Below are 19,105 nucleotides of genomic sequence, written 5' to 3' on the forward strand. Positions count from 1 at the left end.
GTCAGTTGGCATTATAGGCGGAGGTCACCGGCGTTGGGCGGGGCGCGGGAGGCATCGAGCCGCGCGCCATGCCGAGCAGGGACCCATTGAACGGCGCCGAGGTCGCGACCATTGCCGGACGCGACTCTGGGGCCGGACGCGACTCGGGCGCCGGACGCGACGGGGGGGACCGAGGCGAGGCGGACCGAGACGGGGGAGCCTGGCTGAAGGGCGCAACGGGCGGCGGCGGCCGCGTTACGCCAGCCATGACGGTCCGGGGCGGCGGGGCGGCCGGTGTCCGGATATCGGGGCGGTTATCGGCGAGACGCGAAGCCGTGCGCTGGATGGGGCCGCGCTGATCGGCCAGGCGTTGATCGGATGGCCGTGGGTCGAAGCTGTGCTGATCGGGCGATCTGGTTTCCCCTGCGACGATAGGGCGGGGCTGATTGTCTGTCGGCGGGCGTGATATTGACGCGCGATCCGCGGTTCTGGTGTCGGCCGGCCGTGCGTCGGCGGCGCGCGCGGCGGGCGCGTCGGCGACACGCGCGGCGGGTGCTTCAGCCGGGTGCGCGGCGGGTGCTTCAGTCGCATGCGAGGCGGTTGGGATGACCGGGCGCGTCGCGGGAACCGGGGGGATCGGAAGCTCCTGGTCGGCAATGGCGTCGGGGTCGGCGGCGGGGACCGGAGCGGCGGTCTCGGCGTCTGCGGCCGCTGCGTCAGGGTCGATCGCGGCGGGCGGGTTGGTCGGGTCGGTCTGGCCGGCGACCAGCAAGGGGTCCGGCGCGCCGGTGCCGTGCGGCGGCAGTTCCGGCTGTGGCGGCGGCAACCGGTTGTCGAGGTCGGCGAGACTGGTGAATTGAGCCGGCGCGATAGGTTTGAGATTGAGATATTCGCTGGAGAACTTACGCAGCCGCTCCGGATCGTTAAGCATGGTCCAGTCCGTCGCCAAAAGCCGGCTCTGGTCGCGCAAGGCGTTGGTGTTGCGCACGATTCGCTCGATGGTGCGATCGAGCAACTGCACCTCGTGCTTCGACTGGTAAAGATAGAGCCCGGAACCGCAGGCGAGCATGCAGGTGACGATGGTGAGCGGGCGGATCATGGCGCGGGACTTTCGTCGAGGCGTTCGAGCGCACGCAGCCTGGCGCTGCGGGATCTGGGATTTTGGTCGGTTTCGCCGGATGCGGGACGCAGCGCCCGGGCGGTCAGCAGGCGGAAGGCGGGAGCGTGGCGGTGCGTCAGTCCGGCCGGGTCATGGCGCGACGGTGCGCCGGTTCGTCCGCTCAGCTGGTGCATGAACTGCTTCACGATGCGGTCTTCCAGGCTGTGGAAGGCGACCACCACCAGCCGACCGTTCGGTCCGAGCAGACGGGCGGCCTGGGCCAGGGCCGTCTGGATTTGTTGCAGCTCGTCGTTGACCTTGATGCGCAGGGCCTGGAAGCTACGGGTGGCCGGATGGTTGCCGGAGCGGTCGGGCGGCAGCACGGACCGGATGATGCTGGCGAGCCGGGCAGTGGTCTCGATCGGCGCCTGCTGACGGGCGGCGACGATCGCCTGGGCGATCCGGCGGGACGCTCGCTCCTCACCGAATTGATAGAGGATGTCGGCCATGGCGCGTTCGGGCAGCGTGTTCACCAGGTCGGCGGCGCTGGTCCCATGTTTTCCCATGCGCATATCGAGCGGGCCGTCGTGGCGGAAAGAGAAGCCGCGATCAGGGTCGTCGAGCTGGAATGACGAGACGCCGAGATCGAGCACGATGCCGTCGAGCCTGGAGACGCCGGCCTGAGCCAGCAGGGCGACCATGTCGGCGAAGTGGCCGTGCAGCAGGTGCAGCCGGCCGGCGTAGCGGGCGACCAGGCTGGCACCACGCTGGATCGCGTCGGGGTCGCGATCGATCGCCCACAGGGTGCAGCGGGCGTGGTCCAGGATGGCGCTGGCATAGGCTCCGCCGCCGAACGTGCCGTCGAGGTAGGTGCCGCCGTCGTGCGGGACGAGGGTGGCGAGCACCTCGGGAAGCATGACCGGGATATGGCCGGTTTGGACGAGGCCGGTTTGGGCGGGGCCGGATTGGGCGGGGCCGGTCATGACGATGCCGCGCTGGTGGTTGGGCCATTGGCCGGCGGCGCTGGGACGGTCGCCGGGGCGCGCACGCTGAAGCCGGCGGCCTTGGTGTTTTCGCGCGCCTCGGCCTGCCGCAGGACGGCGGCCGCCGGCTCCCAGATCTGGAACGTGTTGCGGGTGCCCATGAAGGTCACGTTCTCGGTCAGCCCGGCATGCGCGACGAGGTTGGCCGGCAGCATGATCCGCCCTTCCTTATCGGTTTCGGTGACGCAGGCGTCGGCGAACAGCGCCACCACGAGATCGTCGTGTTCCGAGCTGAACAGGTCGTAGCCTTGCTCCACCGGGGCGCTGAGCGCTTCGAAGCCGAACTCGGTCCAGCCCTCGATACAGGGATACTGGTGCGACGGACGCAGGTAGATCGTTGCGATCGGGGCGGTCTCGCCGGCATGGCTCATCTTCTTGAGGATGGAACGAAAATGCGCAGGTATCGACACGCGCCCTTTGGAGTCCAGCTTGTTCTGATGGGTACCGATGAAAAACGCCATTCGGACCCGTTTGCCTTTCCTGCCGAGCGGTTCTGTCGTGGGTGAGCAAGGCGACGCTGCGACGACAAGGTTCGGCGTTTGGAGTGGCTGACCGGATCCCGAGGCGCCTCCCTGTGGATGGTGGTCCACGGTGGGTGATCATGGGATAACATGGGATGAACTGGGAAGTCAAAGAAGATTGGCCCTTTACTGGCCGATTTGACGGAAAATTTCCGGGCTTCGTCAGATACTTACCGACAGTGGCCCGAGTCACCTCAAGCCAATTCAAGATCACGAAAATATTCGTGTTTCGTTCTTGTGGAAAACCCTGTGGGGTACGATTGAGACGGGATATCGAGACGCCGTATCGAGGCGAGGCCTGGTGCATGGTGCAGGGTCAAATCGGCGGCGCGGAGCGATGCTGCGAGAGAGGATGCCAGACAGCCGGTAAGCCGGGTTCTGTGCGCCCCTGACGGGACGCGACGACCATTCGTCTGGGACGCATCTCGCGATACGCCTCGTGCGACCAACCCGGGCGGCGGGACAGGAACGTCCTTGTGATCATCTCGGTTTTGAAACCGGGATATCACAGCCACCCCTATTCGGTCTTGCTCCCGGTGGGGTTTGCCGTGCCGCCCTTGTTGCCAAGGGCGCGGTGCGCTCTTGCCGCACCGTTTCGCCCTTGCCCGCGGGGCCGGACCGCTTGCGCGGCGCGGCCTTGCGCGGGCGGTTTGTTTTCTGTGGCACTTTCCCTGGGGTCGCCCCCGCCGGCGGTTAGCCGGCACCGTTTTCCCGTGGAGCCCGGACTTTCCTCCGCATGCGTAATTGCTACGCAGGCGGCGGTCGTCTAGCTGTCTGGCGTGGTGGATGTGCGCCTCGGCGCCGGGTGGGTCAAGCGGTGTGAGGTGTCGGCTGGTGATCACCCCGTGGCGGCCGGATTATGGTGCCGCCGCCCAGAATGCGTTCGCCGTCGTAGAACACGCAGGCCTGGCCCGGCGCCGGCAGGGCGGGTTCGTCGAGCGTGACGGTGGTGGCACCGCCAATGTGGTGCACGGTGGCCGGACGGGGGGTTTCCCGAGCCCGCAGCTTGACCGCGCAGCGCAGGGCGGCGGCTGGTGCGGGAATCAGCCAGTTCAGTTGGCGCAGCGGCACGCAGCGGGTGCCGTTTCCGCGCGGTCCGACGACGATGCGGCGGCGGCCGGGTTCGGTGGCGATCACCACCTGGCGCCGTCCGTCCAGCAACGCGGCGTCGCCGAGGCGTCTGGCCTGGCCCACCGTGTAGCGGGCTATGCCATCATGGCGGCCGACGACCTGGCCGGCCTCGGTGACGATCGGGCCGGGTTCGAGCGCGTCGGGACGGAGCTTTGTTATGACGTCGGTATAGGCGCCGGAGGGGACGAAGCAGATGTCCTGGCTGTCCGGTTTTTGTGCCACGCCAAGCCCGAGTCGTTGAGCGATGTCGCGGACCGCGCGCTTGTCCTGCATGCCGCCGAGGGGAAACAGGCAGAGATCGAGCTGGTCTTGGGTGGTGGCGTAGAGGAACCAGCTTTGATCCCGGGCCGGATCGGCCGCGCGGTGGAGTTCAGCGCCACCCGGACCGTCGATGCGGCGAACATAATGGCCGGTGGCCAGCCGTTCGGCGCCGAGATCGCGGGCCAGGACGGAAAGGTCGGCGAATTTCACCGTCTGGTTGCAGCGGATGCAGGGCACCGGCGTTTCGCCGTTGGCATAGCTGTCGGCGAAGTCGGCGATCACCGAGCGGGCAAACCGCTGCTCGGCGTCGATCACGTAGTGCGCAATGCCCAATCGGTCGGCCACCCGGCGCGCGTCGTGGATGTCCTGGCCGGCGCAGCAGGCACCTTTGCGTCCGGTCGCCGCGCCATGGTCGTAGAGTTGCAAGGTGACGCCGATCACCTCATGCCCGGCCTCGCGCAGCAAGGCGGCGACGACGCTGCTATCGACGCCGCCGGACATGGCGACCAAGACGCGCATGATCGGGGCTCCTTTCAGGGTCAGTGTCGGCCTGGGTCAGTGTCGGCCTGGGTCAGTCTTGCGGCTGGGTCAGTCTTGCGGCTGGGTCAGCCTTGGGCGTTGCGGGTGGCGGCCGGCAGCTTGACCACCAACCCGTCGAGTTCGGGGGTGATAACGATCTGGCAGCCCAGCCGCGAGGTGCGGGTCAATCCGAACGCCAGATCGAGCATATCCTCCTCGTCCTCGGTCGGCCGCGCCAGTTTGGTGAACCAGGCGGGGTCGACGACGACGTGGCAGGTCGAGCAGGCGAGCGAGCCCTCGCAGGCACCCTCGATATCGATCCCGTGCTTGTGGGCGATCTCGAGCACCGAGAGACCGTTCGGCGCGTCGACTTCGCGACGGGTGCCATCTTTCTCGATGAAGGTCATTTTCGGCATGCGGATCGGGCCCTATTCGGCGGATCAGGACTGAGTGGCGACCGGATGGCCCGCGGCGCAAGCCGCATGCGCTGCCGACAGCGCCGCGGCGGCATAATCGATCTCGGCGGCGGAGGTAAAGCGTCCGATCCCGATACGCAAGCTGCGCTGGGCCTGCTGGTCGGACAGACCCATCGCGCGCAGCACGTAGGACGGCTCGACCGCGGCCGAGGAGCAGGCTGACCCGGTGGAGACGCAGAGGTCCGGCAGCGCCGCCATCAGGTCCAGGGCGGTCGCTGTGGGGAAGGTCAGGTTGAGATTGCCGGCGATGCGTGCCCCGACGCTGCCGTTGACCCGCAGGCCGGGAACGTCGCGGCGCAGGCGGTCTAACAGGTCGGCCCGAAGGCGGCCGATGCGATCGGCGTCGGGCGTCATTTCGGTGCCGGCCAGGCGTGCGGCCTCGCCGAAGCCGACGATCAGCGGGGTCGGCAAGGTGCCGGACCGCAGCCCCCTTTCCTGGCCGCCGCCGGAAAACAGCGGCGCCAGGCGGACGCGGGGCCGGCGCCGGAGGTAGAGCGCGCCGACGCCTTTCGGGCCATAGATCTTGTGACCGCTGATCGAGGCCAGGTCGAGCTCCCAGCCGGCGACGTCGAGGCGAATCTTGCCCGCCGCCTGTGCCAGGTCGGAGTGCAGCAGGGCGCCGGCATGCTTGATGATCGGCGCCAGTGCCGCGATGTCCTGGATCACGCCGGTCTCGTTGTTCACCGCCATGATGCTGACCAACAGGGTCGGCGTGAGCAGCGCCTGGCGAAGCGTTTCCGGGTCGAGCAGCCCGTCGGGCCGGACCGGCAGGACGACCGGGTCGAACCCCTCGGCCGCCAGGTCGGCGACCGCTTCGAGGACGCATTTGTGTTCGCTGGCCGAGGTGATGACGCGGCGGCGCGGGTTGCCCATGGCGGCGGCGAAGCGCGCGGCGCCCTTGATGGCGATGTTGTTGGCCTCGGTGGCGCCTGAGGTGAAGATGATTTCGCGGAGCTCGGCGCCGACCAGGGCGGCGACTTCGCCGCGCGCGGCCTCGACGGCGGCTTCGGCGGTTCGGCCCATGGCGTGCTCGACGCTGTGGGGGTTGCCGTAGTGCTCCGAGAAGAACGGCAGCATCGCCTGGAGCACGCGCGGATCGCATCGGGTGGTCGCCTGGTTGTCCAGGTAGACGGGCTGGTTCGGGGGGGGCGGTATCTCAGTCATGGTGATCAGGTGGGATCACGCGGCGTGCGGGGCCAGGGTGGGACGGAGCCGGGCAGCCACGCGCCGGTAGGCGGCGGCGAAGGCATCGATATCGGATTGGGCCGCGTTCCACGGCAGCGAGACCCGGATCGCTTCCCCGGCGAGGCTGCCGAGGTCCATCGCCCGTAGCACATGGCTGGTCTGCACCTTGCCGGAACTGCAGGCGGCGCCGGCGCTGACCGCGACGCCCTCGAGATCGAGCGCGATCACCTGCACGCCGGCGGCGGCGCCGGGCAGGGCGATGCAGGTGGTGTTCGCCAGGCGCCGGTCGCGGTTGCCGCAGACCACGGCGCCGCGGGCCAGCGCGGCGGCCTCGGCGGCGTCGCGCAGGCGGCCGAGGTGGGCCAGGTCGTCGCCCGAGGACGCCTCGGCCGCGGCGGCGAAACCGGCGATCAGCGCGACCGCCGGGGTGCCGCCGCGACGGCCACGTTCCTGGCCGCCGCCGCCGATCAGCGGCGCGGTGAACGCCACGTCGGGTGCCAGCAGCAAGGCGCCGACGCCGGCCGGTCCGCCCAACTTGTGGGAGGAGATCGCCAGGCTTTGGGCGCCGAGCGCGCCGCACTGGACCGGCATGCGGCCGGCGGCCTGGACCGCATCGACGTGCAGCCAGGCGCCATGGCGGCGGCAGATCGCGGCGGCCTGCGCCACCGGCTGGATCACGCCGGTCTCGTTGTTGGCCAGCATGAGACAGAGCATCGACGCCACGCCATCGCTCAACTGACGGTCCAGCGCCGCCAGATCGACGATGCCGTCGGGATGCACCGGCACGATGTGCGCGTCGGCGGCGGCGGATCGCACGGCGTCGTGCTCGATCGCGCTGAGCATCAGGCGGCGGCCAGGCGACATCGCATGGATCGCGGTTGCGTTGGCCTCGGTGCCGCCGGAGGTGAACACCAGATCCTGTGGGGCGGCGCCGAAGCACTGGGCGATCGTCTCGCGGGCGTCCTCCATGATGCGCCGGACGCCGCGCCCCTGGCGGTGCACCGAGGACGGGTTGCCGACGCTTTCCAGGGCTGCGAGCACGGCGTCGCGTGCCACCGGACGCAGCGGCTGGGTGGCATTGGCGTCGAGATAATGGGTCTGGTTCATGGCGGACCGCTTCCGGCTTCGGCGGGATGGCGCTGCAGCGCGCCCTTGGCGCGGCCGCTAACCCGCCCGAGGGCCACGTCGGCCAGGCTGATGCCGCGCAGGAACAATGTGATATGGCGGCCGAGTTCGAGCCACAGGTCGTGGGTCTCGCACATCTCGCCGCCGATCGGCGAGCCGGGACCGAGAAGGCAGCCGCCGCTGCCGATCTCGCATCGCGTGGCTTTCATCGGCTCATCCACGGCGGCGACGATTTCGGCGATGGCGATGGCGGCGGCGGGGCGGGCGAGCCGATAGCCGCCGCGCGGGCCGCGGGCGGCATGCACCAGATCGGCCCGCCGCAGCTTGGCGAAGAGCTGCTCCAGGTAGGACTGGCTGAGCTGCTGGCGGCCGGCGATGGCGGCCAGGCAGACGAGCTCCGCGGCGCGATCGGCGGTTTCCCGGCGGGCCAGGTCGACCATCGCCATCACGGCATATCGGCCTTTGGTGGAGAGCTGCACGGCGGATCAGCTCACGCCGCGTCGGCGGCCGATCGCGGTAACCCACGGTTTCGACCGCGGGAACAGCCGGGCCGCGGTGGAAAGCATGTAATAGTTTATCACAGAAAGTTTTATACACGCAAAGGTAGTGAATAATAGCATCGACACCGTGTCGCGTGGCAGAACGCGGGCTGGATCGACGTTTTTCGTCTCACGCAAGAACATGAAAGCCATGCGACATTTCCATTATGAAAGATCGCTTCACTTGTCCTATAACGGTGGCCGGCCGCGAGGAACTGAGATTTCCCCATGCGTGTCCTGTGACCGGCAGGCGTATAAGGAGGCGAAACCGAAGTCACGATCGGAATTCGGCACGAACGTGTGTGTCGAAGCTAAAATTCCCGACCAGTCAGGTCAAGAATTGATGGTTTAACCGGGTGACATGGAACTGAAATCTGGAGATTGCGTTCCTATTTATATGGGAGCGCGGTTCGGGATGAAGGTCCGGCCCGTGGGATTCAATATGGCCGGCAGGATGACCGAAACCGCGGTGGTATCGGGGCATATTCTGCTGGCGGGACAGGAACAGGGTTACGAATCGCCATGCCCGAGGTAATGTTCGCCGGTCCGGATGGACGGCTTGAAGGTCGTTATCACCATTCCAAGGAACCGGGCGCGCCTGTCGCCCTGATCCTGCATCCGCATCCGCTGCACGGCGGAACCATGAACAACCGGATCACGTATTCCATTTATCAAGCTTTTCAGAAGCTTGGGTGTTCGGTCATGCGCTTCAACTTCCGTGGCGTCGGTCGCAGCCAGGGCCGCTACGACGGCGGCATCGGCGAAATCGGCGACGCGGCCTCGGCGTTGGACTGGATGCAGGCGGTCAATCCGGGACATGGCGGGCTGTGGATCGCCGGCTACTCGTTCGGCGCCTTTATCGGTATGCAGTTGCTGATGCGCCGGCCGGAGATTTCCGGCTGGGTCAGCGTTGCCCCCCCGGCCAATCATTACGATTTTGGCTTCCTGGCGCCGTGTCCGTGTGGCGGTCTGATGCTGCATGGCGATGCGGACGAACTGGTTCCCGAACCTGCGGTGCGTAAACTTGTCGACAAGCTCAATACGCAGAAGAACGTGCACGTGGATTACCGTGTCGTCACGGGAGCCGATCACGTGTTTGCGAGCCAGGCTGAGACCGTTGCCGATGCGGTGGAAGATTTCTGCGGCAAGGCGATCGCTCGGAAGCAGATGGCGCTCGCCGCGGATTGATTGCCGGGCGTTCTGCAATTTCGGGTTGTGGCGGAGTGATCAAGTTCGCCGACTTGGACGGACAGCGACTCGGTCGCTGATCACGCGGGGTTGGCGATGCTGCCACCCAGCGTCGGGTTCGGAACACCGGTGGTCGCGGGGTAACTCAACGGCAAGCCGGCGACAATCCTGGCCGCCAGGAAGCCGAAGCACTGGGCTTCTAGCGCGTCGCCATTCCAGCCGACGGACTCGACGGGGTCGACCGGGACTTCCAGCGCCTGGCGCAGGCCATCGAGCAATGCGGGGTTATGGCGTCCGCCGCCGGTGACGAGCCAGCGTCGTGGCGGGTCGGGGAACTGAGCGGCGGTGATCGTGGCGACGGTGAACTGCGTCAACGTGGCGGCGCCATCGGCCGGCGAAAGGCCCGAGATGCCGCTTTCGGCGAGGCAGTGATCGAAGTCCAGCCGATCGAGCGACTTCGGGCCGGGAAGCGCGAAATAGCGCTGCGACAGCAGCCGGGACAGGATTTCGGGGTCAACCCGGCCGGAGCGGGCGAGCGCGCCTTCGGCATCGAAGGCCTGACCGGTGTGGCGAAAAACCCAATCGTCGAGCGGGCCATTGCCAGGTCCGGTGTCGAAGGCGAGCAACGCGCCGTTGGCGCCGACCCAGGTCACGTTGGCGACGCCACCGATATTCAATACGGCCAGCGGTTTAGGCAGATCGGCCGCCAATGCGTCATGATAGGCCGGGGCGAACGGGGCCCCCTGCCCTCCGGCGGCAACGTCGGCGGAACGAAAATCGTGCGCAACCGGAATACCCAGACGTCGGGACAGGGCGGCGGCGTCGCCGATCTGCCAGGTGCGGCGGCGGTGCGGCTGGTGCAGGATGGTCTGGCCGTGAAAGCCCACCAGGTCCGCCGGCCGATCGAGCGCCTCGACGGCACGAAGATGATAGTCGGTCAGACGCTCGGTCACCGCCGCCAGGCGCGGATCGTTGGTGGCCAGCGTGGGTGCCAGGTCGAGGATGGTTCGAAGATCGCGGCGCAGATCCGTATCATAAGGTATGGTCTGCGCCGGGCCGAACGCGGCGACGGTGATTCCGTCGGTATCCAGCCACGCCGCGTCCACCCCGTCGAGTGAGGTCCCGCTCATCAGACCGATCGTTCTTGGCATTTGCCGTGGCCCCACTGTGTGATAGCCCGCGCCCTCCGCAAGTTACGGTTCAGCCGCGATGACCACCAGCAGTTTTCTCGACGAAGCCACCCTGCGTGGCTTCGTGTTCCAGTGCACCGATCCGGACGGCTTGCGCGCCGCGATGGCGGGGGCGCCGATTACCGGCTATATCGGCTTCGACTGCACCGCGGACAGCCTCCATGTCGGCAGCCTCGTGCAGATCATGATTCTCCGACTCTTGCAGAAGTATGGACACAAGCCCGTGGTGCTGCTGGGTGGCGGAACCACGCGAATTGGTGACCCTTCTGGCAAGGACGAGTCGCGCCAACTGCTGACCGACGCGGTGATCGAGGCCAACATGGCCGGCATCAGGCGCTGCTTCACGCCGTTCCTGCGGTTCGGAACCGCGCCGTCCGATGCGCTGCTGACCAACAACGCGGACTGGCTGGACACGCTGGGCTACATACCGTTGCTGCGCGAGGTCGGGGTGCATTTCACCATCAACCGGATGTTGGGATTCGATTCGGTGAAATTACGGCTGGACCGGCAACAACCGCTGACCTTCCTGGAATTCAACTACATGATCCTGCAGAGCTACGATTTTCGTGAGCTCAGTCGCCGCCATGGCGTGACCCTGCAGATCGGCGGGTCCGATCAGTGGGGCAATATCGTTGCCGGAATGGAATTGACGCGACGCACCGATGCAAGGACGGTGCATGGCCTGACCACGCCGCTGATCACCACCACGTCGGGGGCGAAGATGGGCAAGACCGCGCAGGGCGCCGTCTGGCTGACCGCGGACCGGGTGTCGGCCTACGATTACTGGCAATTCTGGCGCAACACCGAGGACGGCGACGTCGGCCGATTCCTGCGCCTGTTCACCGATCTGCCGCTGGGGGACATCGGCCGGTTGGAAGCGCTGGGCGGGGCGGAGATCAACGAAGCGAAGAAGATTCTGGCGACCGAGGCGACGGCGTTGGCGCACGGACGGGCGGCGGCTGACCAGGCTGGCGAGACCGCGCGCAGTGCGTTCGAGGACGGCCAGGCAGCGGCGTCGCTGCCCAGTGTTGCCGTGGCCGCGGCGGAGCTTGCGGCGGGGATCCCGGCGTTCCGGCTGTTTGCCCTGTCCGGGCTGGCGACGAGCAACGCCGAGGCGCGACGGTTGATCCGCGGCGGCGGTGCCAGGCTGAATGATGTCTCGGTGATCGAGGAAGCAATGCTGATCGGCGCCGATTCGCTGCGCGACGGTGCGGTCAAGCTGTCGGCCGGACGAAAGCAGCATCGGCTGGTCAGGCCGGAATGATCGATCGGCCAACCGATCGATCGGCGGGGGATTAAATGATTGCTCACCGGCAATCCAGCCATCGGTATTCCTTGCGCGTCTATTATGAGGACACTGATGCCGGTGGGGTGGTGTATCACGCCAATTACCTCCGATACGCCGAACGCGCCCGTACCGAGGCGTTGCGCGACGCGGGTATTGCGCATGCCGCGCTGGTCGAACGATTCGGACTGATGTTCATGGTGCATCGCGCTGAAATCGACTATCTGCGACCCGCGCTGGTCGATGACGTGCTGGTTGTCGATACGGAAACGATGGACGTGGGCGGCGCGACTGTTCTATTGCGCCAGACGATTCTAGGCCCCAACGGAGTCTGTGCGGCGTTGCGAATCCGGCTGGCTTGCGTCCGAATCGGGGGGAACAAACCGGCTCGCATCCCGGCTGAATGGCGGGCGACGATGGCTGTGATGAACCGCGACTCGGGGCCCGCGGCTCGGGTCGCGCGGCCCGGGGCCCGCAAATCGGGACCCGCGATTGGGGCCGTGACGGGGGCGGGAATTTGTCCTGTGCCGCGAATCGATTCGGCTGGGCCATGATGCGCCGTATGCTGACCGCGATAGTGGTTTTGCGGCGTTGGCAGGCCGACGTGAGGGTGGCGTCCGGAAGCGGCGCGGGGGATCAACATGCGTGAAAACGCGAAGGACCGCGATGCGTCACCATTTCGGCGCGATGCGTCATGACGTCGGTATGACGACCGAAAGAGGGGTTTGAGCAGTGGATCGGGCAGTGGATGCGGTCAACCTGGGGGCGGCCAATGGCGATCTGTCGCTCTGGGGCTTGTTCATGCAAGCCGATATCGTCGTCAAACTTGTCATGCTGGGCTTGTTGGCGGCCAGCGTGTGGGTCTGGGCCGTGGTGTTCGAGAAGTGGAGCACGCTGCGCCGGGTCAACAAGGATGCCGACGGGTTCGAGGACAGGTTCTGGTCCGGCGGCAGCCTGGACGAATTGTTCGACCGTGAGGGTACCAACCCCAACCATCCGATGGCGTCGGTGTTTGCCGCCGCGATGGGTGAATGGCGTCGCTCGGTTCGGGTCGCCGGTGCCGATATCTCTCATACCAGCGTGCGGGAACGGATCGACCGCGCGATCACCGTGACGGTGCAGCGGGAGATGGATCGGCTGGAGCGCTGGATGGTGTTTCTCGCGAGTGTCGGGGCGACCGCCCCGTTCATCGGACTGTTCGGCACCGTGTGGGGCATCATGCATTCGTTCTCGGCGATCGCGGCGATGCACAACACCAACCTCGCGGTCGTTGCCCCCGGCATCGCCGAGGCCCTGTTCGCCACCGCGATCGGCCTGGTGGCGGCGATCCCCGCGGTGCTCGCTTATAACCAGATCAGCACGAACCTGTCGCGTTTCGCCGGACGGATGGATAATTTCGGCAGCGAATTCAGTGCCATCCTGTCCCGCCAAAGCGAGGAGCGCGGCTGAGCCATGGCGTTCACCATCAATAGTGGCGGTCGCGGCGGCCGCCACGGCCGCTATCGCCCGCTGGCTGAAATCAACGTCACCCCACTGGTGGACGTGATGCTGGTGTTGCTGATCATCTTCATGGTCACGGCCCCGCTGATGACCTCGGGCGTGTCGGTCGATCTGCCGAAGACCAACGCCCAGCAACTGAACAGCGACAGTGAGCCGCTGACTGTCACGATCAAGGCCGATGGATCGGTCTTTCTGCAGGATCAGCCGATCGATCTGTCCGACATCGTCGCCAAGCTGCAGGCGATCGCCCAGAACAAACCCGAGCGTCGTATTTTCGTGCGGGGCGACAAGGATCTGGCGTATGGCCGCATCATGGAGGTGATGGGCACGATCACCCAGGGCGGCTTTACCAAGGTTGCGCTGTTGGCCGAGCAGACCGCGGTGCCTCAAAACGGTGCGTCCCAGACGGGTGCAGCTCAGCCGGGTGCAGCTCAGCCGGGTGCAGCCCAGGGCGGCGCGTCGGCCTCGTCTTCGCCGGTGACGGCCGCGCCCGCGTCGCGGCCGCGCAAGTAAACGAGGGGCGTGTGAGCCGAGTGTTGTTCGCCATGGCCGGGGATGGGACCTGGGCTGGCCCGGCCATGATGGATGGACGCTTCCCCGACGCGCTCGCCCCATGCCCGCTCGCCCCATGCCCGCTCGCACCCTGCCCGCTCGCACCCTGCCCGCTCGCCACCCGCCCGCTCGCCCCCTGCCCATTCGCTGGGTGAGCATTCAGTGCTTCAGCAATTGTTCAGTGGGTCGCGTTCCCGCCAGCGGTGGTCCGCCATGACGCCTCGTTTGCGGGCCGGTCTGATCACCTCGGCGGTGCTGCATGTCGCGGTCCTGCTGTTGCTGCTGCTAGGTCTGCCCAGCTTCACGCCGAAGGACGAGGAAGCGCCGGAGACCGCCGTCGCGATGGTGTTTCAGGGCACTGCCCAGAGCTCGATGAAGGCTGCCGAACAGGCCCAGGTGCCGGCACCGTCGAAGGACGTGGCGCCGCCCGCGCCACCGGTGTCGACACCGCCGCTGCCGCAGCCGGTCGAGGCGCCGCCGCCGCCTCCGCCTCCACCACCGCCGCCGCCTCAGACGCATGTCGAGCCATCGCCGCCGACACCATCGCCACCGGTGCCGATGCCGCCGCCTGAACCGACGCCGGCCCCGAACGTGGTCCCGCCGCCGCCCGCGCCGGCGACTCCGCCGACGCCGCCCGCGCCTGTGAAACCGGAGCCACCACTGCCGTTGCCGCCGCCGCTGGTGCCTCGGCCGCCGGCGCCTCCGAGCACGACGTCGCAGCCGAACGCGACGAAGAATCCGGCGCCGAACAGCAGTTCGGTGGAGAACACGCTGGAGAAGCTGCGGCAGCAACTGGCGCAGAGCCAGCCGCCGAAAGCGCGCGCCAATCCGCGGTCGGGCGGCCAGCCGAACGGTGGCGGCAATCCGTTGGGGAATGATACCGCGGCGCTGACCACCGAACAGCGGGGCGCGATCGGCGATCATGTGCGCGAGTGCTGGACCAAGGATGCCGGCGCGCTGGACATCGACAAGCAGCGCGTGCTGTTGACGGTGACCACCGACGCCAACGGCGTGGCGCGGATGGCCGAGGTTGCCGGCGCGGACGTCGCCCGGATGAGCGATCCGCGGTTTCGCGCGTTCGCGGAACGGGCGATCCGGGCGATCCGGGATCCGCGCTGCGCCGACCTGCCGTTGCCGAAAAACGTGCTGGGGCGGGTTAACGTGTTGACCTTCCGGTTCAGCCCGTGACCGGGCTGGGGACGGCTTTCGCCGGAACGCGGGGAGAATTTGCGTCACCGCAATGGACTGCGGTGTTCTTGGACGGCAACAGGAGGAAGATAGCGCCATGACCGACACTGCGAACCCGCCCGATGGACTGATCCAGGATGCGTTGCCCGGACGGACGGCCCCGGTCGGGCGACGCGGCCTGATCGCGGGCACCGCCGGGCTGATGACAGTGGCCGCGGGCCTGGTCGCGCCGGTTGCGGTCGTTGCCCAAACGGTTGCACCGCCAGCCGGCGGTGGTCGTGGCCAGTCGGCGGTAATCGACGTCGATCACGCCCGCTCGGCGCCGATCCCGATCGCCATTCCCGACCTTGGCGGAGCGGACGGCGGTTCGGCGCAACTCGGCCATGAGATCGCCGGCGTGATCAGCGCCGACCTGGCGCGCAGCGGGCTATTTCGGTTGATCGATCAGTCGGCGTTCATCCAGGCCAGTGTTTCGGGCGGCGCCGCGCCCAACTTCCAGAATTGGAAACCGACCGGCGCGCAGGCACTGGTCACCGGCAGCGTGCAGATGCAGGGCGGTGGTCAGGTGCGGGTGGAGTTCCGGCTGTGGGACATCCTGCCGCAAACCCAGATCCAGGGCACCGCCTACACCACGTCGCAAAGCAACTGGCGCCGCATCGCCCACATCATGGCCGACGTGATCTACCAGCGGCTGCTGGGCGAGAAGGGCTACTTCGACACCCGCATCGTCTATATCTCGGCGACCGGTCCGCGCGACCGGCGCACCAAGCGGCTGGCGATCATGGACCAGGACAGCGAGAACAACCGGCTGCTGACCGATGGGACCTGGCTGGTACTGACCCCGCGGTTTCACCCGACCCGCGACGAGATCGCTTTCATGAGCTACGCCAACAATCGGCCTCGGGTCTATCTGTTCGACCTGACCTCCGGGCGGCAGACGCAGTTGGGCGATTTTCCCGGCATGACGTTCGCGCCGCGTTTCTCGCCCGATGGCAGCGGCGTGGTGATGGCGATATCGGATGGCGGGGGATCCGACATCATCGCGATGGACCTCGCCAGCCGGGTTACGCACCGGCTGACGGATTCCGGATCGATCGACGTCAGTCCTTGTTACAGTCCGGACGGGACGCAGATCGCCTTTGCCTCGGACCGGGGCGGTGATCAGCAGATCTACATCATGGGTTCGGGTGGCGGCGGGGCGAAGCGGATCAGCTATGGCAACGGCAAGTACGCGACACCGGTGTGGTCGCCGCGCGGCGACCTGATCGCGTTCACCCGTTACGCTGGGGATACGTCCAACTTCGCCATCGGCGTGATGCACCCGGATGGATCGGGCGAGCGCATCCTGTCCGAGGGATGGCTGGTCGAAGGTCCGACATTCGCACCGAACGGCAGAGTGCTGATGTTTTGGCGGGAGACCCGTTCCCTGGATGCGCGCGGACGAGGCTTTTCGTCGCGGCTCGTTTCGGTCGACATCACCGGGTTCAACGAGCGGCCGGTGGAGACCCCGACCGATGCATCCGATCCGGCGTGGTCACCACTGGGGGCGTAGCGCGGGGGTTTGTTTCGGGGTCGCCTGGCGGTAGCGATCGGATAGTCGGCGGCACTGTGACAAAGTCGCTACCATACTGTGCTGGATCGACAGCCAGAGACGTCCTGGGTTGGTAATTCGCTTTCAGGAACTTGACCTTCCTTGTGTCCGCACGTTAATCGCTATCGCGGACGGAACGGTTTGCCGTTGGTTCTGCTCGGGCCTGGCTCGCGCATCGGATTGCACCCCATCCAGGGATGAAGAAACGATGAACATCAAGATCCTCGGCGCCTTGGCCGCCGTCGCCCTGCTGGCGGCGTGCTCCAAGCCGGCTACCACGACGACCACGGCTTCTCCTTCGACCGCGGCCGGCATCGTGCCGGGCAGCGAGGAGGATCTGGTTGCCAATGTGGGTGATCGCGTATTCTACGCGTTCAACGCCTCGACACTGAGTGACGACGCCAGGACCACGCTGGACAAGCAGGCCACCTGGCTTGCCAAGTATGGCAGCGTGAATGCCCAGATCGCCGGCAATTGCGACGAGCGCGGGACCGAGGAATACAACCTGGCGCTTGGCCAGCGCCGCGCCAACGCCGCGGCGACGTATCTGAGGGCGAAGGGAGTTGCCGGAGCGCGTCTTGCCACGATCAGTTACGGCAAGGACCGTCCGACCGCTCAAGGCTCGACTGAGCAGGCCTGGGCGCAGAACCGCAACGCTATCACTTCGGTTCGCTGAACCCCGGTTTTGGCCTTTCGGCTGCATTGCTGACGAATGCCTCACGGTTCCGACGGATAGATCCGACGGAACCGTTGTTTTCATGGTTTGCCGGGTTCCTGGTTGCGACCTGCATCAGGCACCTGCGCCTGACCCGGTCACCGCGTCGATGTACTGCGTCACCGAGTCCGCCAGGACCTGCTTGGCGCCGGACGGGATCACTCGTTCCCACCAGCCGCCGTAGATCGTATCGAACGGCCACTCCGCCAGCGCATCGGCGATTCCGCGTACGGTCAGCGGATCCAGCGGAATGAGGTTCGGGTAGCTGTGCATGAATGTCAGCCCCTTGTCGGGGCGCACCTGCAGGCTGTCGCCGGTCAGCAGTGCACCCTGCCCGTCTGACCCTTGCGCCCAGTGCAGCACGCTGCTGCCGGGAAAGTGGCCGCCGCAGCGGATCAGGTTGACGCCCTCGGTCAGTTCCAGCCGATCGCCTTGCCAGAATGTCAGCACTGGGTCCGGCCGGGTGACAAAGTTGCAGTCCATCGCGTGCAGATAGACCGGCACACTTCCGAACGCGTGGCTCCAGTCCACCACCGAGGCCAGGAAGTGCGGATGCGAGCAGGCGATTCCGGCCAGGCCACCGAGCGCGTTGAGGATCGTTATTGTCGCGTCGTCAAGCAGGCTGATGCAGTCCCACAGGATGTTGCCGGCTGGAGAGCGCAGCACCAGGGCACGTTGCCCGATGGCGAATGCCGGGAAGGTCCCGATCCCCATCAGGCCGGGCTCGAGATCGCGGAAGGCATTGAAGTAGGTCTTTCGCATTGCCGTCTGCGTGGTCCAGGCCTGTCCGGCTGGATTGACGTATTGACGTGTGTCCTGACAGATCAGGCAACCGCCGGGGGGTGCCTCGGTATCGGGATATTGGCAGCCGCAGGTGGTGCAAATGTGGGCCGGCATGCCACGGTGTCCTGAATAAAGGTGGTTTGTCCTAAGCGGCGACGCGGCGGGGCGGTTCAGCCTGCGAACAGGGCGTCGATCACGCCGGGGTCGACATCGGCGATGCCGGGCGGCCGCCACGCCGGCTTGCGGTCCTTGTCCACCACCATGGCGCGCACGCCCTCGGCGAAATCGGGATGCGCCATGGTCGTGCGGGTCAGTGCGAACTCGGCATCCAGTGCCTGTCGCAGCGTCAGGTCGCGGCCGCGCCGCAACGCGCGCAGGGTCCAGTGCAGGGCCGACGGTGAGACGTGGCGCAGCGCTTTCAGTGCCGCCTCGGCCCACTCGGCATGGCTGGTCTGCAGCCGGCTGACGATCTCGCTGACCGAGTCGGCGGAGAAGCAATGATCGATGGCGTCGCGGTGGCCGGCCAGGGAAAACGCCGGCAGTTTCTGCTGGTGGGTCGCCAGTGCCGCGATGCCATCCCGAGCCAGCGCCGCGGACAGGTCGGCGAGGTGCTCGCGGGGGGTGAAGTGGGTGGCCAAGCCGGCATGCACGGCATCCGCCCCGCTCACCCGCAGCCCGGTCAGGCCGAGATAGGTGCCGAGTTCTCCCGGCAGGCGGGGCAGCAGGAAGGTGGCGCCGATATCGGGGAAGAAGCCGATCGCGGTCTCGGGCATCGCAAACCCGGCCTGTTCGGTGGCGACGCGATACGGGGCGTGCACCGACAAGCCGATACCGCCGCCCATGCACAGGCCGTCGATCAGGGCGACGTAGGGTTTCGGGTAGGTGGCGATGGTAAGGTTGAGCGCGTATTCCTCGGCGAAGAACTGATCTGCCGCGGCGCGGTTGCCGGACAGTTGCGCATCGCGCAGCGCTCGGATATCGCCGCCGGCGCAGAACGCCCGATCGCCGGCGCCCTCGATCACCACCGCGTGCACGTGCGGGTCTTCGCGCCAGGTCTCCAGGACAGCGGCGCAGGCGCGCAACATCGGCAGGTCGAGAGCGTTGAGCGCGCCCGGGCGGTTGAGCAGGATGCGTCCGACCCGCCCGTCGCGGCTGGTGAGGACTGTATCTTCGGTGGTCATCAGCTGGTCTCCTGGCTTGGGGGATCGTGTAACCCGGCGGTTCCGCCGGTGCCA

General features: G+C 67.0%; 19 protein-coding genes and 1 other RNA gene. 8 read left to right on the forward strand and 12 right to left on the reverse strand.

Going from position 1 to position 19,105, the window contains the following annotated elements; genetic code table 11:
- Position 1: 1 nt before the first annotated feature.
- The 9 genes from ftsL to ACQY4Y_RS04335 form a co-directional block, all read right to left on the reverse strand.
- Complete coding sequence (ftsL, locus tag ACQY4Y_RS04295) at positions 2 to 1,078, reverse strand: cell division protein FtsL (RefSeq protein ID WP_428489321.1); 1,077 nt, start codon at positions 1,076 to 1,078, stop codon at positions 2 to 4.
- On the reverse strand, positions 1,075 to 2,061 hold the full coding sequence (rsmH, locus tag ACQY4Y_RS04300) for a 16S rRNA (cytosine(1402)-N(4))-methyltransferase RsmH (RefSeq protein WP_428489322.1): 987 nt from the start codon (positions 2,059 to 2,061) through the stop codon (positions 1,075 to 1,077). The genes ftsL and rsmH overlap by 4 nt, the downstream gene beginning before the upstream one ends.
- Positions 2,058 to 2,582 carry a division/cell wall cluster transcriptional repressor MraZ gene (gene mraZ / locus ACQY4Y_RS04305; protein ID WP_428489323.1) on the reverse strand — a complete coding sequence of 175 codons (525 nt, stop codon included), beginning with the start codon at positions 2,580 to 2,582 and terminating at the stop codon, positions 2,058 to 2,060. The genes rsmH and mraZ overlap by 4 nt, the downstream gene beginning before the upstream one ends.
- Positions 2,583 to 2,993: 411 nt before the next feature.
- Positions 2,994 to 3,420, reverse strand: an RNA gene (gene rnpB / locus ACQY4Y_RS04310) — RNase P RNA component class A.
- A 32-nt stretch (positions 3,421 to 3,452) separates the two neighbouring features.
- Positions 3,453 to 4,553: a tRNA 2-thiouridine(34) synthase MnmA gene (mnmA, locus tag ACQY4Y_RS04315; RefSeq protein ID WP_428489324.1), complete on the reverse strand. Its 1,101-nt coding sequence runs from the start codon at positions 4,551 to 4,553 to the stop codon at positions 3,453 to 3,455.
- A gap of 86 nt (positions 4,554 to 4,639) precedes the next feature.
- Positions 4,640 to 4,969, reverse strand: coding sequence for a ferredoxin family 2Fe-2S iron-sulfur cluster binding protein (locus tag ACQY4Y_RS04320; RefSeq protein WP_428489325.1), 330 nt, complete (start codon positions 4,967 to 4,969; stop codon positions 4,640 to 4,642).
- Between the two features lie 24 nt (positions 4,970 to 4,993).
- A complete protein-coding gene (locus ACQY4Y_RS04325) occupies positions 4,994 to 6,193 on the reverse strand; it encodes a cysteine desulfurase family protein (protein ID WP_428489326.1) in 1,200 nt (399 codons plus the stop codon).
- Between the two features lie 15 nt (positions 6,194 to 6,208).
- A complete protein-coding gene (locus ACQY4Y_RS04330; protein ID WP_428489327.1) occupies positions 6,209 to 7,321 on the reverse strand; it encodes a cysteine desulfurase family protein in 1,113 nt (370 codons plus the stop codon).
- Entirely contained in the window at positions 7,318 to 7,818 is a 501-nt protein-coding gene (locus tag ACQY4Y_RS04335; protein WP_428489328.1) for an Rrf2 family transcriptional regulator, read from the reverse strand. The genes ACQY4Y_RS04330 and ACQY4Y_RS04335 overlap by 4 nt, the downstream gene beginning before the upstream one ends.
- Before the next feature lie 582 nt (positions 7,819 to 8,400).
- Between ACQY4Y_RS04335 and ACQY4Y_RS04340 the strand changes: the two genes are divergently transcribed.
- On the forward strand, positions 8,401 to 9,066 hold the full coding sequence (locus ACQY4Y_RS04340; RefSeq protein ID WP_428489329.1) for an alpha/beta hydrolase: 666 nt from the start codon (positions 8,401 to 8,403) through the stop codon (positions 9,064 to 9,066).
- Between the two features lie 80 nt (positions 9,067 to 9,146).
- Here the strand turns inward: ACQY4Y_RS04340 and ACQY4Y_RS04345 are convergent, their stop codons facing one another.
- Entirely contained in the window at positions 9,147 to 10,217 is a 1,071-nt protein-coding gene (locus ACQY4Y_RS04345) for an anhydro-N-acetylmuramic acid kinase (protein WP_428489330.1), read from the reverse strand.
- 58 nt (positions 10,218 to 10,275) lie between these two features.
- On the opposite strand from ACQY4Y_RS04345, the gene tyrS reads away from it, so the two are divergent.
- The 7 genes from tyrS to pal all read left to right on the forward strand — a co-directional run bounded on the left by tyrS (position 10,276) and on the right by pal (position 17,048).
- The gene (tyrS, locus tag ACQY4Y_RS04350; RefSeq protein ID WP_428489331.1) at positions 10,276 to 11,520 is read left to right on the forward strand and encodes a tyrosine--tRNA ligase; all 1,245 of its coding nucleotides are present in this window, start codon (positions 10,276 to 10,278) and stop codon (positions 11,518 to 11,520) included.
- 35 nt (positions 11,521 to 11,555) lie between these two features.
- Positions 11,556 to 12,095 carry a tol-pal system-associated acyl-CoA thioesterase gene (gene ybgC / locus ACQY4Y_RS04355; protein ID WP_428489332.1) on the forward strand — a complete coding sequence of 180 codons (540 nt, stop codon included), beginning with the start codon at positions 11,556 to 11,558 and terminating at the stop codon, positions 12,093 to 12,095.
- 178 nt (positions 12,096 to 12,273) lie between these two features.
- Positions 12,274 to 12,990 (forward strand): protein TolQ, encoded by a 717-nt coding sequence (gene tolQ, locus ACQY4Y_RS04360; protein ID WP_428489333.1) that lies wholly within the window; start codon positions 12,274 to 12,276, stop codon positions 12,988 to 12,990.
- A gap of 3 nt (positions 12,991 to 12,993) precedes the next feature.
- Positions 12,994 to 13,554, forward strand: coding sequence for a protein TolR (gene tolR / locus ACQY4Y_RS04365; RefSeq protein WP_428489334.1), 561 nt, complete (start codon positions 12,994 to 12,996; stop codon positions 13,552 to 13,554).
- 252 nt (positions 13,555 to 13,806) lie between these two features.
- Entirely contained in the window at positions 13,807 to 14,781 is a 975-nt protein-coding gene (locus ACQY4Y_RS04370; protein WP_428489335.1) for a hypothetical protein, read from the forward strand.
- 202 nt (positions 14,782 to 14,983) lie between these two features.
- Entirely contained in the window at positions 14,984 to 16,333 is a 1,350-nt protein-coding gene (tolB, locus tag ACQY4Y_RS04375) for a Tol-Pal system beta propeller repeat protein TolB (protein ID WP_428490731.1), read from the forward strand.
- Positions 16,334 to 16,580: 247 nt separating this feature from the next.
- Positions 16,581 to 17,048 carry a peptidoglycan-associated lipoprotein Pal gene (gene pal, locus ACQY4Y_RS04380; RefSeq protein ID WP_428489336.1) on the forward strand — a complete coding sequence of 156 codons (468 nt, stop codon included), beginning with the start codon at positions 16,581 to 16,583 and terminating at the stop codon, positions 17,046 to 17,048.
- A gap of 114 nt (positions 17,049 to 17,162) precedes the next feature.
- Here the strand turns inward: pal and ACQY4Y_RS04385 are convergent, their stop codons facing one another.
- Both ACQY4Y_RS04385 and ACQY4Y_RS04390 read right to left on the reverse strand, forming a co-directional pair.
- The gene (locus ACQY4Y_RS04385; RefSeq protein WP_428489337.1) at positions 17,163 to 17,984 is read right to left on the reverse strand and encodes an MBL fold metallo-hydrolase; all 822 of its coding nucleotides are present in this window, start codon (positions 17,982 to 17,984) and stop codon (positions 17,163 to 17,165) included.
- Between the two features lie 56 nt (positions 17,985 to 18,040).
- Positions 18,041 to 19,051, reverse strand: coding sequence for an enoyl-CoA hydratase/isomerase family protein (locus ACQY4Y_RS04390; RefSeq protein ID WP_428489338.1), 1,011 nt, complete (start codon positions 19,049 to 19,051; stop codon positions 18,041 to 18,043).
- Positions 19,052 to 19,105 lie beyond the last annotated feature (54 nt).

The sequence above is a fragment of the Rhodopila sp. genome, from assembly GCF_965277165.1.
Lineage (GTDB): Bacteria > Pseudomonadota > Alphaproteobacteria > Acetobacterales > Acetobacteraceae > Rhodopila.

Bases quoted from the DNA above. Each gene is read 5' to 3' on its own strand.
- ftsL (WP_428489321.1), bottom strand. From the start codon at position 1,078: ATGATCCGCCCGCTCACCATCGTCACCTGCATGCTCGCCTGCGGTTCC.
- rsmH (WP_428489322.1), bottom strand. From the start codon at position 2,061: ATGACCGGCCCCGCCCAATCCGGCCCCGCCCAAACCGGCCTCGTCCAA.
- mraZ (WP_428489323.1), bottom strand. From the start codon at position 2,582: ATGGCGTTTTTCATCGGTACCCATCAGAACAAGCTGGACTCCAAAGGG.
- mnmA (WP_428489324.1), bottom strand. From the start codon at position 4,553: ATGCGCGTCTTGGTCGCCATGTCCGGCGGCGTCGATAGCAGCGTCGTC.
- ACQY4Y_RS04320 (WP_428489325.1), bottom strand. From the start codon at position 4,969: ATGCCGAAAATGACCTTCATCGAGAAAGATGGCACCCGTCGCGAAGTC.
- ACQY4Y_RS04325 (WP_428489326.1), bottom strand. From the start codon at position 6,193: ATGACTGAGATACCGCCCCCCCCGAACCAGCCCGTCTACCTGGACAAC.
- ACQY4Y_RS04330 (WP_428489327.1), bottom strand. From the start codon at position 7,321: ATGAACCAGACCCATTATCTCGACGCCAATGCCACCCAGCCGCTGCGT.
- ACQY4Y_RS04340 (WP_428489329.1), top strand. From the start codon at position 8,401: ATGCCCGAGGTAATGTTCGCCGGTCCGGATGGACGGCTTGAAGGTCGT.
- ACQY4Y_RS04345 (WP_428489330.1), bottom strand. From the start codon at position 10,217: ATGCCAAGAACGATCGGTCTGATGAGCGGGACCTCACTCGACGGGGTG.
- tyrS (WP_428489331.1), top strand. From the start codon at position 10,276: ATGACCACCAGCAGTTTTCTCGACGAAGCCACCCTGCGTGGCTTCGTG.
- ybgC (WP_428489332.1), top strand. From the start codon at position 11,556: ATGATTGCTCACCGGCAATCCAGCCATCGGTATTCCTTGCGCGTCTAT.
- tolR (WP_428489334.1), top strand. From the start codon at position 12,994: ATGGCGTTCACCATCAATAGTGGCGGTCGCGGCGGCCGCCACGGCCGC.
- ACQY4Y_RS04370 (WP_428489335.1), top strand. From the start codon at position 13,807: ATGACGCCTCGTTTGCGGGCCGGTCTGATCACCTCGGCGGTGCTGCAT.
- tolB (WP_428490731.1), top strand. From the start codon at position 14,984: ATGACAGTGGCCGCGGGCCTGGTCGCGCCGGTTGCGGTCGTTGCCCAA.
- pal (WP_428489336.1), top strand. From the start codon at position 16,581: ATGAACATCAAGATCCTCGGCGCCTTGGCCGCCGTCGCCCTGCTGGCG.
- ACQY4Y_RS04385 (WP_428489337.1), bottom strand. From the start codon at position 17,984: ATGCCGGCCCACATTTGCACCACCTGCGGCTGCCAATATCCCGATACC.
- ACQY4Y_RS04390 (WP_428489338.1), bottom strand. From the start codon at position 19,051: ATGACCACCGAAGATACAGTCCTCACCAGCCGCGACGGGCGGGTCGGA.